The sequence below is a fragment of the Streptomyces sp. NPDC004732 genome, assembly GCF_040609235.1.
Classification (GTDB): domain Bacteria; phylum Actinomycetota; class Actinomycetes; order Streptomycetales; family Streptomycetaceae; genus Streptomyces.
In genome coordinates, this window is record NZ_JBEXJR010000001.1 from 1,075,244 (window position 1) to 1,089,766 (window position 14,523).

A 14,523-nucleotide genomic window follows, 5' to 3' on the forward strand; every position below is an offset into this window, starting at 1 on the left:
GCCATCAGAATGGCCGGACATCCTGATGGTGGGACATCGTGCTCTTCTCTCCCTCAACTTGACGTATGCCGAAGAGAAACGGTTGCCTGCCCTTCCCTTACGGGTGAGCCTCGCTCACCCTTCTGGGTGAGCCTCCCCGCGGATCACCGCGAGCACGCCGTCCAGCTCATCAGGTTTCACAAGAACGTCACGAGCCTTGGATCCCTCGCTCGGCCCCACGATGGAGCGCGACTCCATCAGGTCCATCAGCCGCCCGGCCTTGGCGAAGCCGACGCGCAGCTTGCGCTGCAGCATGGACGTGGACCCGAACTGTGTGGAAACCACCAGCTCAGCGGCCTGGCAGAGCAGATCGAGGTCGTCGCCGATGTCCTCGTCGATCTCCTTCTTCTGCTTGGTGCCGACGGTGACGTCGTCCCTGAAGACGGGCGCCATCTGGTCCTTGCAGTGCTGGACGACCGCGTGGATCTCGTCCTCGGTGACGAAGGCGCCCTGCATACGGGTGGGCTTGTTCGCGCCCATCGGCAGGAACAGTCCGTCGCCCTTGCCGATGAGCTTCTCCGCGCCCGGCTGGTCGAGGATGACGCGGCTGTCGGCGAGCGAGGAGGTCGCGAAGGCGAGCCGTGAGGGCACGTTCGCCTTGATCAGGCCGGTGACAACGTCCACGGACGGGCGCTGGGTGGCGAGCACGAGGTGGATTCCGGCGGCGCGCGCGAGCTGCGTGATGCGCACGATGGAGTCCTCGACGTCGCGCGGCGCGACCATCATCAGGTCCGCGAGCTCGTCGACGATCACGAGCAGGTACGGGTAGGCCTTGAGCTCGCGCTCGCTGCCCTCGGGCGTCTTGAGCTTGCCGTCGCGCACGGCCTGGTTGAAGTCGTCGATGTGCCGGTAGCCGAACGCCGCGAGGTCGTCGTAGCGCAGATCCATCTCGCGGACGACCCACTGGAGCGCCTCGGCGGCCCGCTTGGGGTTGGTGATGATCGGCGTGATCAGGTGCGGAATGCCCTCGTACGCGGTGAGCTCGACGCGCTTGGGGTCCACCAGGACCATCCGGACGTCCTCGGGCGTCGCTCTTATCATGATCGACGTGATCAGGCAGTTGATGCAGGACGACTTGCCGGATCCGGTGGCTCCGGCCACCAGGATGTGCGGCATCTTCGCCATGTTGGCCATCACATAGCCGCCCTCGACGTCCTTGCCGAGCGCGACGAGCATGGGGTGGTCGTCCTCGGCCGCGTCGGCCAGCCGCAGCACGTCTCCCACGTTGACCATCTCGCGGTCGGTGTTCGGGATCTCGATGCCGACCGCGGACTTGCCGGGGATGGGCGAGATGATCCGGACGTCCGGGGACGCGACGGCGTACGCGATGTTCTTGGCCAGTGCCGTGATCTTCTCGACCTTCACGGCGGGGCCGAGCTCGATCTCGTAGCGCGTGACCGTCGGGCCGCGCGTGAAGCCGGTGACGGCGGCGTCGACCTTGAACTCGGTGAAGACGTTCGTGAGCGAGTGCACGACCGCGTCGTTGGCCGCGCTGCGGGTCTTGCCGGGGCCGCCGCGCTCCAGGAGGTCGAGCGAGGGCAGCGAGTAGGTGATGTCACCGGCGAGCTGGAGCTGCTCGGCGCGCGGCGGCAGCTCGCGGTGGGTCTCGGGCGCGGACTTGGTGAGGTCAGGCACGGGGCTGTCCGTACTCTCAGCGGTCGCCTGCGGCTTCTTCCTGAGCTTGCCGGGCACCGGCGCGTCCGTGGCGCGCGCGGGCGGCACAGGCGCCTTGTGCTCCCTCTCCTCGCGCTCCCCGGAGACGCCCTGCGTCAGATCGGCGACCAGCGGCGAGGGGGGCATGCCGTGCATCACGGCGCCGTCCAGGGCGGCGGCCGCGGCGGCGGCCACGTCCACGGCGTCCATCGGCCGGTCCATGTCCGGCTGTACGGGTGCCCTGCGCGGCCTGCGGCGCTTGGTGAGCGCCTCTTCCTCGGCGTGGTCGGGGTCGTACGCGTCCGGGGCGGGGCCGCGCCTGCGCGAGGGGCGCTCGGGCAGCGCCTCGCGCCACTGCTCGTCGTAGCGCTCGTCGTCGTCCGTGAAGTCGTAGGCCTCGGGTTCCGGCTGGATCACTCCGAGCTTGACCCCGAGCAGCCGCAGCCGCTGCGGGATGGCGTTGACGGGCGTCGCCGTGACGACGAGCAGCCCGAAGACGGTGAGGAGCACCAGGAGCGGCACCGCGAGGATCTCGCCCATGGTGAAGATCAGGGGGGTGGAGGCGCCCCAGCCGATCAGGCCACCGGCGTCCCTTATCGCCTGCATGCCGTCGCTGCGGGCCGGTGAGCCGCAGGCGACGTGGACCTGGCCGAGGACGCCGATGACGAGGGCGGACAGGCCGATCACGATGCGGCCGTTCGCCTCGGGCTTCTCCGGGTGCCGGATGAGCCGTACGGCGATGGCGCCGAGCAGCAGCGGCACCAGCAGGTCGAGGCGGCCGAAGGCGCCGGTCACCAGGACCTCGACGAGGTCGCCGACCGGGCCGCGCAGGTTCGACCAGGTGCCCGCCGCGCAGATCAGCGCGATGCCGAGCAGCAGCAGCGCGAGACCGTCCTTGCGGTGGGCCGGGTCGAGGCCCTTGGCGCCCCGCCCTATGCCGCGGAACATCGCGCCGACCCCGTGCGCCAGGCCCAGCCAGACGGCGCGCACGAGCCGGTACACGCCCCCTGTGGGGCTGGGCGCCGGCTTGGGCGCGGGCTTCTTGGCAGCGGCCTTCTTGGCCGGTGCCTTCTTCGCGGGCGCCTTCTTTGCCGCGGTTTTCTTCGCGGGCGGTCTGGCAGCGGCCTTCTTCGCCGGAGCCTTCGTCGGCGCGGCCGCCTTCTTTGCGGGCGTCTTCTTGGCTGCGGACTGACGTGAGGCCATGAGTGTGAGGTTACCGGTGCGAGCCACTGCGGACACGTGTGCCCACTGCTTCACCCGTTCGTGTCGCCCCTGTGGAGGCGGAGAACTGACGGTGATTCACCGGGTGCCCGCGGCACGAAACCTCGTCAGTGAGGCTTCGCGCCGCGTCAGTTCTGCGAGGGGACCGAAGGGGCGCCGGTGCCGGTGCCCGGCTCCAGGGCGTCAAGGGCCCGCCGCAGACCGGTGAGTTTGCGTTCGAGATGGGCCGCCGTGGCCACCGCCGCCGCGTCCGCCGACTCGTCGTCCAGCTGTTTGGACAGCGCCTCGGCCTGCTCCTCGACCGCGGCGAGCCGCGCCGACAGCTCGGCGAGCAGCCCCGCGGGCTCCTTCGCGTCACCGGCCGCCGCCTTGCCGCCGCCCTCGAGCTGGAGCCGCAGCAGCGCCGCCTGCTCCCGCAGTTGGCAGTTCTTCATGTACAGCTCGACGAACACCGAGACCTTCGCGCGCAGCACCCACGGGTCGAACGGCTTGGAGATGTAGTCCACAGCGCCCGCGGCATACCCGCGGAAGGTGTGGTGCGGCCCGTGGTTGATGGCGGTGAGGAAGATGATCGGGATGTCCCGGGTCCGCTCCCGCCGCTTGATGTGCGCCGCGGTTTCGAAACCGTCCATTCCTGGCATCTGGACGTCCAGCAGAATGACTGCGAAGTCGTCCGTGAGTAGTGCTTTGAGCGCTTCCTCCCCGGACGATGCCCGCACCAGTGTCTGATCGAGCGCAGAGAGGATGGCCTCCAGCGCCAGCAGATTCTCCGGCCGGTCATCGACCAGGAGGATCTTGGCCTTCTGCACCATGGCCCGCCCTCCTCGCCCCGGCGAAACACCGGGCGCCGCCCCAGAGGACGACTCCCTTGCGCCGCCCGTCCTTGTGCCGGTCATGGTAGCCGCACCCCGCCTGTCGCCACACCCTGTCACCGCGATGTCACTGTGCACGTAGCAGAAACGCGGTGGGAGACCAGAAGGTTCCCCGAATACCGCGGTTCTACACGACCTCCGCCACACTCTGTCAGCAACTCCGTGTGACGAAGCCGGTTCTCGGTCACTGATCGCGCATCCACTGCTCCATCACCGACAACAGGTGATCCGGGTCGACCGGCTTCGTAACGTAATCGGAAGCTCCGGAGTCGATCGCCTTCTCCCGGTCACCCTTCATCGCCTTCGCGGTGAGCGCGATGATCGGCAGCCCGGCGAACTGCGGCATCCTGCGGATCGCCGTCGTCGTCGCGTACCCGTCCATCTCGGGCATCATGATGTCCATCAGAACCACCGTCACATCGTCGTGCTGTTCCAGCACTTCAATGCCTTCACGGCCGTTCTCCGCGTACAGCACCGCGAGACCGTGCTGTTCCAGGACACTGGTGAGCGCGAAGACGTTACGGATGTCGTCGTCGACGATCAGCACCTTCTCGCCGCCGAAGTGGAAACCGGGCCGCGCCGCGGCCGGTGTCTCCTGGCCCGCGGTCGGCCACGGCTCCTGCGCACGCTGCTCCTCCTGGGCGCCGCCGACCGGCTGCCCCGGCAGCACCGAGGGCTCCTGCGCGGACGAGGAACGGCGCCGCCTCCGGAAGAGCGCGGAGGTCCCCAGCGGCTCCTCGCGGCGCACCGGAGCGATCTCCGGCTGCGCGGTGCCCTCGGCGGCGGGCGCCTCCTCCAGAGCGGGCAGTTCGCGCGGCTGGGGCGAGGGAGCCAGCTGTGCATAGCCCTGGGGCGGCAGTTCGCTCGGGTGCAGCGGCAAATAGAGGGTGAAGGTGGAGCCGCGTCCGGGCTCGCTCTGCGCGTGGATCTCGCCGCCGAGCAGCCGCGCGATCTCCCGGCTGATGGAGAGGCCGAGGCCGGTGCCGCCGTACTTCCTGCTGGTCGTGCCGTCGGCCTGCTTGAACGCCTCGAAGATGACGCGCATCTTGCTGGCGGCGATGCCGATGCCGGTGTCCGTCACCGAGAAGGCGATCAGGTCGGCGTCGGCGTCCCGCAGCGAACCCGCTTCCAGGAGCTGCTCGCGGATCGCGTTGGGCACGTCGTTGTTGGCGTGCCGGATCACCAGCTCGACCGCTCCGGAGTCGGTGAACTTCACCGCGTTCGACAGCAGGTTGCGCAGCACCTGCAGCAGGCGCTGTTCGTCCGTGTGCAGCGTCGCGGGCAGCTCCGGGGACACCCTTACGGAGAAGTCGAGTCCCTTCTCCGCGGTCAGCGGCCGGAAAGTGGCCTCTACGTAGTCAACGAGTTGGACAAGGGCGATGCGCGTCGGGGAGACGTCCATCTTGCCCGCCTCGACCTTCGACAGGTCGAGGATGTCGTTGATGAGCTGCAGCAGGTCCGAGCCCGCGCCGTGGATCGTCTCGGCGAACTCGACCTGCTTCGGGGTGAGGTTCGCGTCGGCGTTGTCGGCGAGCAACTTGGCGAGGATCAGCAGCGAGTTGAGCGGCGTGCGCAGCTCGTGCGACATGTTCGCGAGGAACTCGGACTTGTAGCGCATCGAGACCGCGAGCTGCTCGGCCCGCTCCTCCAGGACCTGCCTGGCCTCTTCGATCTCGGTGTTCTTGACCTCGATGTCACGGTTCTGCTGGGCCAGCAGCTCGGCCTTCTCCTCCAGCTCGGCGTTCGAGTCCTGGAGCGCCTTCTGCCGGTTCTCCAACTCCGCCGAGCGCTCCCGCAGTTGCTCGGTCAGCTCCTGCGACTGCTTGAGCAGCACCTCGGTCTTGGTGTTGACGCTGATGGTGTTGACGCTCGTCGCGATCATCTCGGCGATCTGGCTGAGGAAGTCCTTCTGGATCTGCGTGAAGGGCTGGAAGGCGGCCAGCTCGATCACCCCGAGCACGGTCCCCTCGAAGAGCACCGGGAGCACGATGACCTGCGCGGGCGGCGCCTCCCCCAGGCCGGACGCGATCCGCAGGTAACCGGAGGGCGCGTTCTCCACGAGGATGGTGCGCCGCTCCTTGGCGGCCGTCCCGATGAGCGTCTCGCCGGGCCGGAAGGACGTCGGCATGGACCCCATCGAGTAGCCGTAACTGCCGAGCATGCGCAGCTCGTACGCATCCTCGTGGTCGCCCCCGAGGTCCTGCCCGTCGTCCGTGGGCATCGCCAGGAAGAACGCGCCGTGCTGCGCGGAGACCACCGGCGTCAGCTCGCTCATGATCAGCGAGGCCACGTCGTCCAGATCGCGGCGGCCCTGCATCAGGCCGGAGATCCGCGCGAGGTTGCCCTTGAGCCAGTCCTGTTCCTTGTTGGCGAGGGTCGTGTCGCGCAGGTTCGCGATCATGGTGTTGATGTTGTCCTGCAGGACCTGGATCTCACCGGCCGCGTCGACCTCGATCTTCAGGTTGAGGTCGCCGCGGGTCACCGCGGTGGCGACCTTCGCGATGGCGCGCACCTGACGGGTCAGGTTCCCCGCCATCTCGTTCACGGACTCGGTCAGGTCGCGCCACGTGCCGTCGACGTCCCGCACCCGGGCCTGGCCGCCCAGCTGGCCCTCCGTGCCCACCTCGCGGGCGACGCGGGTGACCTGCTCGGCGAACGACGACAGCTGGTCGACCATCGTGTTGATGGTGGTCTTGAGCTCCAGGATCTCGCCCCGGGCGTCGATGTCGATCTTCTTGGTCAGATCACCCTTGGCGATCGCGGTGGTGACCATCGCGATGTTGCGGACCTGGCCGGTCAGGTTGGACGCCATCGAGTTCACGGACTCGGTGAGGTCCTTCCACGTACCGGAGACGCCCGGCACGCGCGCCTGGCCGCCGAGGATGCCGTCCGTGCCCACCTCGCGGGCCACGCGCGTGACCTCGTCGGCGAACGAACTCAGCGTCGTCACCATGGTGTTGACCGTGTCGGCGAGCTGCGCGACCTCGCCGCGCGCCTCGACCGTGACCTTCTTGGTGAGGTCTCCGTTGGCGACCGCCGCCGAGACCTGGGAGATGTTCCGCACCTGGCTGGTCAGGTTGTTGGCCATCAGGTTGACGTTGTCGCTCAGGTCCTTCCAGATGCCCGTGACGCCCGGCACCCGCGCCTGCCCGCCCAACTGGCCCTCGGTGCCCACCTCGCGGGCCACGCGTGTCACCTGCTCGGCGAAGGACGAGAGCTGGTCGACCATCGTGTTGACGGTCGTGACGAGTTCGAGGATCTCGCCCTTCGCGTCGACGGTGATCTTCTTGGAGAGGTCGCCCATGGCGACGGCCGTGGTGACCTCGGCGATGTTCCGCACCTGAAGGGTGAGGTTGTTCGCCATGCCGTTCACGGACTGCGTGAGGTCCTTCCAGGTGCCCGAGACGCCCTGGACCTCGGCCTGGCCGCCGAGGATGCCGTCCGTGCCCACCTCGCGGGAGACCCGTGTCACCTGCTCGGCGAAGGCGGACAGTTGGTCCACCATCGTGTTCAGGGTGTTCTTCAGCTCCAGGATCTCGCCGCGCGCGTCCACGTCGATCTTCTGGGACAGGTCACCGCGGGCCACCGCCGTCGCGACCTGCGCGATGTTGCGCACCTGCGCGGTGAGGTTCCCGGCCATGCCGTTCACGGAGTCCGTCAGGTCGCGCCACACACCGGCCACGCCGGGCACCTGCGCCTGACCGCCGAGGCGCCCCTCGGTGCCCACCTCGCGGGCGACCCGGGTCACCTGGTCCGCGAAGGCGGAGAGCTGGTCGACCATCGTGTTGATGGTGTTCTTCAGCTCCAGGATCTCGCCGCGGGCGTCGACCTCGATCTTCTGGGACAGGTCACCGCGCGCCACGGCCGTCGTCACCTGCGCGATCTGACGCACCTGCGACGTCAGGTTCCCCGCCATGAAGTTGACGGAGTCGGTCAGGTCCTTCCACGTACCGCTCACGCCGTCCACCCGGGCCTGACCGCCCAGGCGCCCCTCCGTGCCCACGTCGCGCGCCATCCGCGTGACCTGGTCGGCGAAGGACGACAGCTGGTCCACCATCGTGTTCACGGTGTTCTTCAGCTGGAGCATCTCACCTGAGACGTCCACGGTGACCTTCTGCGACAGATCGCCGTTCGCGACCGCCGTCGTCACCTGCGCAATGTTCCTGACCTGCCCGGTGAGGTTGCGGAAGGCGGTGTTCACCGAGTCGGTGAGGTCCTTCCACGTACCGGCCGCGCCCTGCACCTGCGCCTGGCCGCCGAGCTCACCCTCGACACCGATCTCCCGCGCCACCCGCGTCACTTCGGAGCCGAAGGCCGAGAGCTGGTCGACCATCGTGTTCACGGTGTTCTTCAGCTCGAGCATCTCGCCCGCGACGTCGACCGTGACCTTCTGCGACAGATCGCCGTTCGCCACCGCCGTCGTCACCGTCGCGATGTCCCGCACCTGTGTGGTCAGGTTCCGGAAGACCGTGTTGACCGAGTCGGTGAGGTCCTTCCACGTCCCTGCGGCGCCCGGCACATTGGCCTGCCCGCCCAGCTGCCCCTCGGCGCCGACCTCGTTCGCCACCCGGGTGACCTCGTCCGCGAACGTACGCAGCGTCTCGGTCATCTGGTTGATGGTCTCGGCGAGCTGGGCGACCTCGCCGCGCGCGCTCACCGTCACCTTCCGGGACAGATCACCGTTGGCGACCGCCGTCGTGACCTCGGCGATGCCGCGCACCTGCGCGGTGAGGTTGCCCGCCATGAGGTTCACCGAGTCGGTGAGGTCCTTCCACACGCCCGCCACACCCGGCACCTGCGCCTGGCCGCCGAGCTCGCCCTCCGTGCCGACCTCGCGGGCGACGCGCGTCACCTCGGACGAGAACGACGAGAGCTGGTCCACCATCGTGTTGACGGTGTTCTTCAACTCCAGCATCTCGCCCGCGACATGGACGGTGACCTTCCGCGACAGGTCGCCCTTGGCCACCGCCGTCGTCACCAGCGCGATGTCCCGCACCTGCGCGGTCAGGCGGTACGCCATGGTGTTCACGGAGTCCGTGAGGTCCTTCCACGAACCGGACATCCCGCGCACCCGGGCCTGACCACCGAGCTTGCCCTCGGTGCCGACCTCGCTGGCCACGCGCGTGACCTCGTCCGTGAACGTGGAGAGCTGGTCGACGAGGTTGTTGACCGTCCGCCCGACCTTCAGGAACTCACCGCGCAGCGGATGACCGTTTCCGTCCGCCCCCGGCGCCCGCAGCTCCATGCGCTGCTCCAGGTCGCCGTCCGCCACCGCGGAAAGCACCCGGCCGACCTCGGAGACCGGCCGTACAAGATCGTCGACCAGCGCGTTCGACGCGTCGATCGCGGCCGCCCACGAGCCCTCGCTCGCGCCGCCCTCCAGCCGTTCCGTGAGTTTTCCCTCACGTCCGACCATGCGCCGCACCCGCGAAAGCTCGCCCGTCAGATGCAGATTCCGGTCGGCCACCTCATTGAAGACCGCGGCGATCTCCGACATGACGTCGTCACCGGAGACCGTCAGCCGCTTGCGGAAATTGCCGTCCCGCATCGCCACCAGGGCCGCCAGCAGCCTGTTCAGAGCCGCCGCATCCACGGAAGCCGTCGTCCCATTGCGCGGTTTGCGCTGTTTGTTCAGGGACTGTCCGTCTTTCGCGCGCGTCTTAGTGCCCCGCGTCGCTGCGCCAGACTCCACTGTGTCCCTCCCGCAAGGGTCGACCGGTACTGCTCGGGTTGTTCTGACCTGTCTCCATGAAGCTTGCCCAGTGTTTCACCATGGCCGAACCAGGCCATAACAGTTCGGCAGCTTCGCACACCGTCCGCACACCCTCCGGGCGGAAACACTGACGACCGGCATCAGCCTGGACGGCGAAGGTAAGTAACCTTGCATCCGGCTGTCCAACCACCCCGGTCCTGCCCGGCCTGGGCGGTGGTACACGAAACAAGCGGGCATCGGAGGGGCGGCCGCACCATGGGTTCGGGAGAACTGGGCGTCGAGACAGTCGCCACTGTCGACGCCGTCGATACTCGTACGAGGAGTGCTGTGATCACCGCGCGTGCGGCTGCCACCTTCGACCCCGTCGGGCGTTCCGTCGCGACGGCCCGCTCCTTTGTGCGCGACACCCTCCAGGGCTGGGGGTTCTCCGACGTCGTCGACGATGCCGTCGTCCTCACCAGCGAGCTGGTCACCAACGCCGTGGTGCACGCAGGCACGGCCGCCGACGTCGAGTGCCTGCGCAGCGAGGACGCCGTCCGGATCGAGGTCTCCGACCACTATCCGGAGCGCGAGATCCCGCTCCAGCAGTCCTCCGTGAACATGGGCAGCCCCGACCGCGAGGGCGGCCGCGGCCTCCAGCTCTGCGCCGCGCTCGCCACCCGCTGGGGCGTCGACTACACCCCCACGCACAAACAGGTCTGGTTCCAGCTCGACCTGCCCCAGCGCTCCGTGGGCACCCGCGCCGCGGGCCCCGCGCTCCCGGCCGACCTCCTGCCCATCGCCGACGGCAGGGTCCGCGTCGCCGTCATCCAGATCGACCGCCTGGGCGCCATCTCCTCCTGGAACGAAGACGCAGGCGAACTCTTCGGGTACGTGGCCGAGCAGGTCATCGGCAAGCCCCTCAACGACCTGGCGGCCTGGCCCCACACCCCGGGCACCAGCACCGGCATCGCCGAGGCCCTCCAGCTCTCCCGCTGGGAGGGCAGCTACGGCGTCCGCAACACCCACGGCCGCGTGATCCCCGTGTACGCCTCACACCTGCGCGTCCGCGACTCCGACGGCGAACCCTCGACGGTCTGCCTCCTCGTGCGCGACGACGAGCGCGCCGTGCTCCAGACCCCGCTGCGCGGCACGGCCCCCGACCCCGGCTCCCTCAGCGAGCCGCACGCCGCGGACCCCTTCGAGGTCTTCATCGGCTCCCCCGCCCCCGACGACCTCGACGGCCTGCTCCAGCGCACCGTCGAGCGCGCCCGCGACATGCTCGACGGCGACGCGGCGTTCCTGCTCCTGGCCACCGACGACGAGACCGAGCTCGAAGTACGCGCCTCCACGGGCCTGCCGTCGGCCCGCCAGCGCTTCGCCCGCGTCCAGGTCGAGTCGGCCCCCGGACGCTACGGCTCCGCCCGCATGCCCGCCGTCCACGAGGACCTCACGGTCGTGCCAGGCGCGGTCCCGCTGCTCTCCGGCACCGGCATGCGCTCCGTCGTCACGGTCCCCCTGAAGGTGGAGGGCCGCCTCACGGGCTCCCTGGGCGTCGCCGCCGAGGCCTCCGGGCGGTACTCGAACGAGGAGGCCCTGCGTCTCCAGTTCGCCGCCGACCGCATCGCCCTGGCCGTGGAATCCGCCCGCCTCGGCGAGCTCGAGAGGCTCCGCCGCGGCTCGCTCTCCTTCCTCGTCGAGGCCTCCGACCTCCTCGCGGGCACCCTCGACCGCGACCAGACGCTGGCCCTCATGGCCCAGATGACGGTCCCGACGCTCGCCACCTGGTGCGCCGTTTACACGATCGCCGACCAGTCCGCCGAGCCCTATCTCTCGTACGTCCTGCACGAGGACGAGGAGCGCATCGACGGCGTCAAGGCCCTCCTCGCCAAGATCGCCCCACCGGACCCGGTGCCCACGCCGGGCGCCCGCGTCTGGGCGGCCCCCTCCGAAGCCGCCCACGAGGACGCCCTGCGCACCTCCATGCGCAGCCTGGGCCTGGGCGAGCCCCCGACCCTCGGCTCGGGCATCGGCACGACGCTCTCCACCGCCTCCGCGGTGGGCGGCGAGACCGTGGTCCTCCCGCTGGTCGCCCGCAACCGCGTCATCGGGATGCTCACCCTCGGCAAGCCGGCCGACGAGCACTTCCGCCAGGAGATCCTGGAATTGGCCGAAGATCTATCCCGCAGGGCCGCCCTGGCGCTCGACAACGCCCGCCTCTACTCCGAGCGCATGGCCATCAGCCAGTCCCTCCAGCGCAGTCTGCTGCCGCCGGGGCTCCCGCAGGTCCCGGGCGTCGAGGTCGAGGTCATCTACCGCGCGGCAGGCGAGGGCAATGAAGTCGGTGGTGACTTCTACGACCTCTTCCCGATCCGCGACGGCGCGTACGGCTTCGCGATCGGCGACGTCTGCGGCACGGGCCCGGAGGCCGCGGCCGTCACGGGCCTCGCCCGGCACGCCCTGCGCCTGCTCGCCCGTGAGGGCTTCGGCGGCCCCGCGGTGCTCGAACGCCTCAATGCCGCGATCCTCGACGAGGGAGCCCGCAGCCGCTTCCTGACGCTCCTGTACGGCGAGTTGTGGCCCCAGGAGGACGGCTCGGCGGTCCTGAAGGTCGTCTGCGCCGGCCACCCGCTGCCGCTGCGCCTGCGCCAGGACGGCACGGTCGAGCCGTACGCAGAACCGCAGCCCCTGCTCGGCGTCATGGACGACCTGGAGCTGTACGAGCAGACGATGACGCTCGACCCGGGCGACGTCCTGCTGTGCGTCACCGACGGCGTCACGGAGCGCCGCGAGGGAACGCGCATGCTCGGCGACGACGGCCTCGCCGACGTCCTGACGACCTGCACCGGCCTGACGGCGGGCGCGGTCGCGGGCCGCATCATGCGTGCGGTGGAGCGCTTCGCCACGGACGCCCCGTCGGACGACATGGCGATCCTCGCGATGCGGGTCCCCGGCCTCCAGAAGGACTGAGCGTTCCGGGGCGCCGCCGAGCGGCGCCCCGGTCTCCCTGGGATACAAAAAAGGCCCCCGCCCAACTGGGCGGAGACCTTTCCGACTTGAGCCCCCAAGCGGAATCGAACCGCTGACCTTCTCCTTACCATGGAGACGCTCTACCGACTGAGCTATAGGGGCCTGTTGTCCTTCGGGATTTTCCCCGCGGCAACGGAATAGATCATACCTGAAATCGAAGGTGCCTCGAACCGTCCGTGCCTCTGGACCGCCCGCGCCGACGCTGCCACTCTGCGCGCATGCCGACCCGACGCGGTACGCATCTGAGGTACGCATATCCCCTGGCCCTCACCGCGCTGCTCCTGCCCCTCGCGGCCTGCGGGTCCGACGAGGCGAACAACGCCCCGGACCAAACCCCCACCAAAAAGCCGACACCCGCCACTGAGACCCCACGCCCCGGCGACCAGCAGGTCACGATCTCCTGGAAGGGCAAAAGGCGCAGCTACACCGTCCACGCCCCACCCGGCTTCTCCCGCACCGAAAGCCTCCCGCTCATCGTCGCCATGCACCCGTATCCGGGCGACGGCAAAGCCGCGGCCGCCATCAGCGGACTCAACACCAAGGCGGACAAGGAGAACTTCCTCGTCGCCTATCCGGACGGCCTCAACAAAGGGTTCAACGCGTTGATCTGCTGCGGTTCCGAAGACGATGTCGGCTTCATCCGTACGATGACGAAGCGGCTGACCCGCACATGGAACGCCGATCCGGACCGCGTCTACGCCACCGGCATCTCCAACGGCGCCGACATGGCGTACAAGCTCGCCGTCGAGCTCCCCCACACCTTCGCGGCCATCGCCCCGGTCAGCGGCGGATATCTCGGCAAGGATGCCGAGGACACGTCCTACGTACCGAAGACCCCGGTCTCCGTCATCACTTTCCTCGGCGGCGCCGACCGCTACTTCGCCGCGATGGACCAGGGCATCGAGACCTGGCAGCGACGCCTGTCCTGCAGGGCGGGACGCCCCGGCAAGCTGAAGAAGAACATCAAGAAGACCTCGGCCGCATGCCGGGACGGCTCGCACGTGGTCGTCTACCGGCTGCCCGGTATGGGCCATGCCTGGCCGGACGGCGCGGGCGGCGGAATGTCCGACCCCACAGCAGGCATCAACGCGACCGACGTGATGTGGGAGTTCTTCAAGTCCCACACCAGGACGGCCGCGTAGGGCTCAGAAGGCCGGCTGCAGAAGCCCACCGAGCGCATTGCACGCCGACACGACGCGCTGGAGTTCGCGCCGCGTCATGGACGCGCCGACCGGCAGCGCCAGCGTCTCGTCCGCGGCCCGCTCGGTCTCGGGCAGCCGCACGTCCCGCCAGAACTCCGGCATGCGGTGCACAGGGGTCTTCACCGGCACGTGGCAGTCAACGCCCTTGGCCCGTACGGCGCGTGCGAACGCGTCCCGGTCGGGCCGCCCGTTCCCGGGCACGCGCACGACGTACTGCTCGTAGCTGTGCCCTTCGCCGCCGTCGGGTGTCATGACGCCGCTGAGCCGCCCGCTGAGATACGCGGCATGCGCCCGCCGACGCGTCAGCCCGTCGTACGAAGCGTCCGACTCGCCCTGCTCCAGGACGAGCAGCCCGTGCCGCTGCCCGACGTCCCGCAGCCGCCGCACGTCGGCCTGGTTGCCGAAGCGGTGCACGACGACAACGGCGGCCGTCCGTGGGGTGACCACGGCGGCGACGGCGTCAGGATCCAGGCAGTACGTGGTGGGCTCTATGTCAGCGAAGACGGGCACCGCTCCCGCGAGGGTCACGGCTTCCGCCACCTCGGTGTTCCCGTAGGCGGGCACGACGACCTCGTCACCGGTACCGACACCGGCGGCGCGCAACATTCCAACTGTCCCCATGTGCCGGATGTTGGCTGCGCAACGTGAACGGCAAGTAACAGAAAACAAAAAAGAGCTGGTCCCTGAACCGAAGTTCAGGGACCAGCTCTCTTATTAAGATGAGTTCGGCGGCGTCCTACTCTCCCACAGGGTCCCCCCTGCAGTACCATCGGCGCTGTGAGGCTTAGCTTCCGGGTTCGGAATGTAACCGGGC

General features: G+C 69.2%; 6 protein-coding genes, 1 tRNA gene and 1 rRNA gene. 2 read left to right on the forward strand and 6 right to left on the reverse strand.

Annotation, left to right across the window (positions count from 1 at the left end):
• Window positions 1–114: 114 nt before the first annotated feature.
• The 3 genes from ABZV77_RS04385 to ABZV77_RS04395 form a co-directional block, all read right to left on the reverse strand.
• On the reverse strand, window positions 115–2,895 hold the full coding sequence (locus ABZV77_RS04385) for a DNA translocase FtsK (protein WP_356250075.1): 2,781 nt from the start codon (window positions 2,893–2,895) through the stop codon (window positions 115–117).
• 146 nt (window positions 2,896–3,041) lie between these two features.
• A complete protein-coding gene (locus ABZV77_RS04390) occupies window positions 3,042–3,725 on the reverse strand; it encodes a response regulator (protein WP_055564115.1) in 684 nt (227 codons plus the stop codon).
• A gap of 244 nt (window positions 3,726–3,969) precedes the next feature.
• Entirely contained in the window at window positions 3,970–9,477 is a 5,508-nt protein-coding gene (locus ABZV77_RS04395) for a HAMP domain-containing protein (RefSeq protein WP_356250077.1), read from the reverse strand.
• A 348-nt stretch (window positions 9,478–9,825) separates the two neighbouring features.
• On the opposite strand from ABZV77_RS04395, the gene ABZV77_RS04400 reads away from it, so the two are divergent.
• On the forward strand, window positions 9,826–12,447 hold the full coding sequence (locus ABZV77_RS04400) for a SpoIIE family protein phosphatase (RefSeq protein WP_356250079.1): 2,622 nt from the start codon (window positions 9,826–9,828) through the stop codon (window positions 12,445–12,447).
• Window positions 12,448–12,536: 89 nt separating this feature from the next.
• Here ABZV77_RS04400 and ABZV77_RS04405 read toward each other — a convergent pair.
• Window positions 12,537–12,609: transfer RNA gene (locus tag ABZV77_RS04405), tRNA-Thr, on the reverse strand.
• 116 nt (window positions 12,610–12,725) lie between these two features.
• Here ABZV77_RS04405 and ABZV77_RS04410 point away from each other — a divergent pair.
• Window positions 12,726–13,649 (forward strand): PHB depolymerase family esterase, encoded by a 924-nt coding sequence (locus ABZV77_RS04410; protein WP_356250081.1) that lies wholly within the window; start codon window positions 12,726–12,728, stop codon window positions 13,647–13,649.
• Between the two features lie 3 nt (window positions 13,650–13,652).
• Here ABZV77_RS04410 and ABZV77_RS04415 read toward each other — a convergent pair whose 3' ends face one another.
• Entirely contained in the window at window positions 13,653–14,315 is a 663-nt protein-coding gene (locus tag ABZV77_RS04415; protein WP_356250214.1) for a DegT/DnrJ/EryC1/StrS family aminotransferase, read from the reverse strand.
• A gap of 117 nt (window positions 14,316–14,432) precedes the next feature.
• A 5S ribosomal RNA gene (gene rrf / locus ABZV77_RS04420) occupies window positions 14,433–14,523 on the reverse strand; the annotation flags it as partial.

Excerpts from the sequence above, each read along its gene's own strand:
- ABZV77_RS04385 (WP_356250075.1), bottom strand. The coding sequence starts at position 2,895 with ATGGCCTCACGTCAGTCCGCAGCCAAGAAGACGCCCGCAAAGAAGGCG.
- ABZV77_RS04415 (WP_356250214.1), bottom strand. The coding sequence starts at position 14,315 with ATGTTGCGCGCCGCCGGTGTCGGTACCGGTGACGAGGTCGTCGTGCCC.
- ABZV77_RS04390 (WP_055564115.1), bottom strand. The coding sequence starts at position 3,725 with ATGGTGCAGAAGGCCAAGATCCTCCTGGTCGATGACCGGCCGGAGAAT.
- ABZV77_RS04410 (WP_356250081.1), top strand. The coding sequence starts at position 12,726 with ATGCCGACCCGACGCGGTACGCATCTGAGGTACGCATATCCCCTGGCC.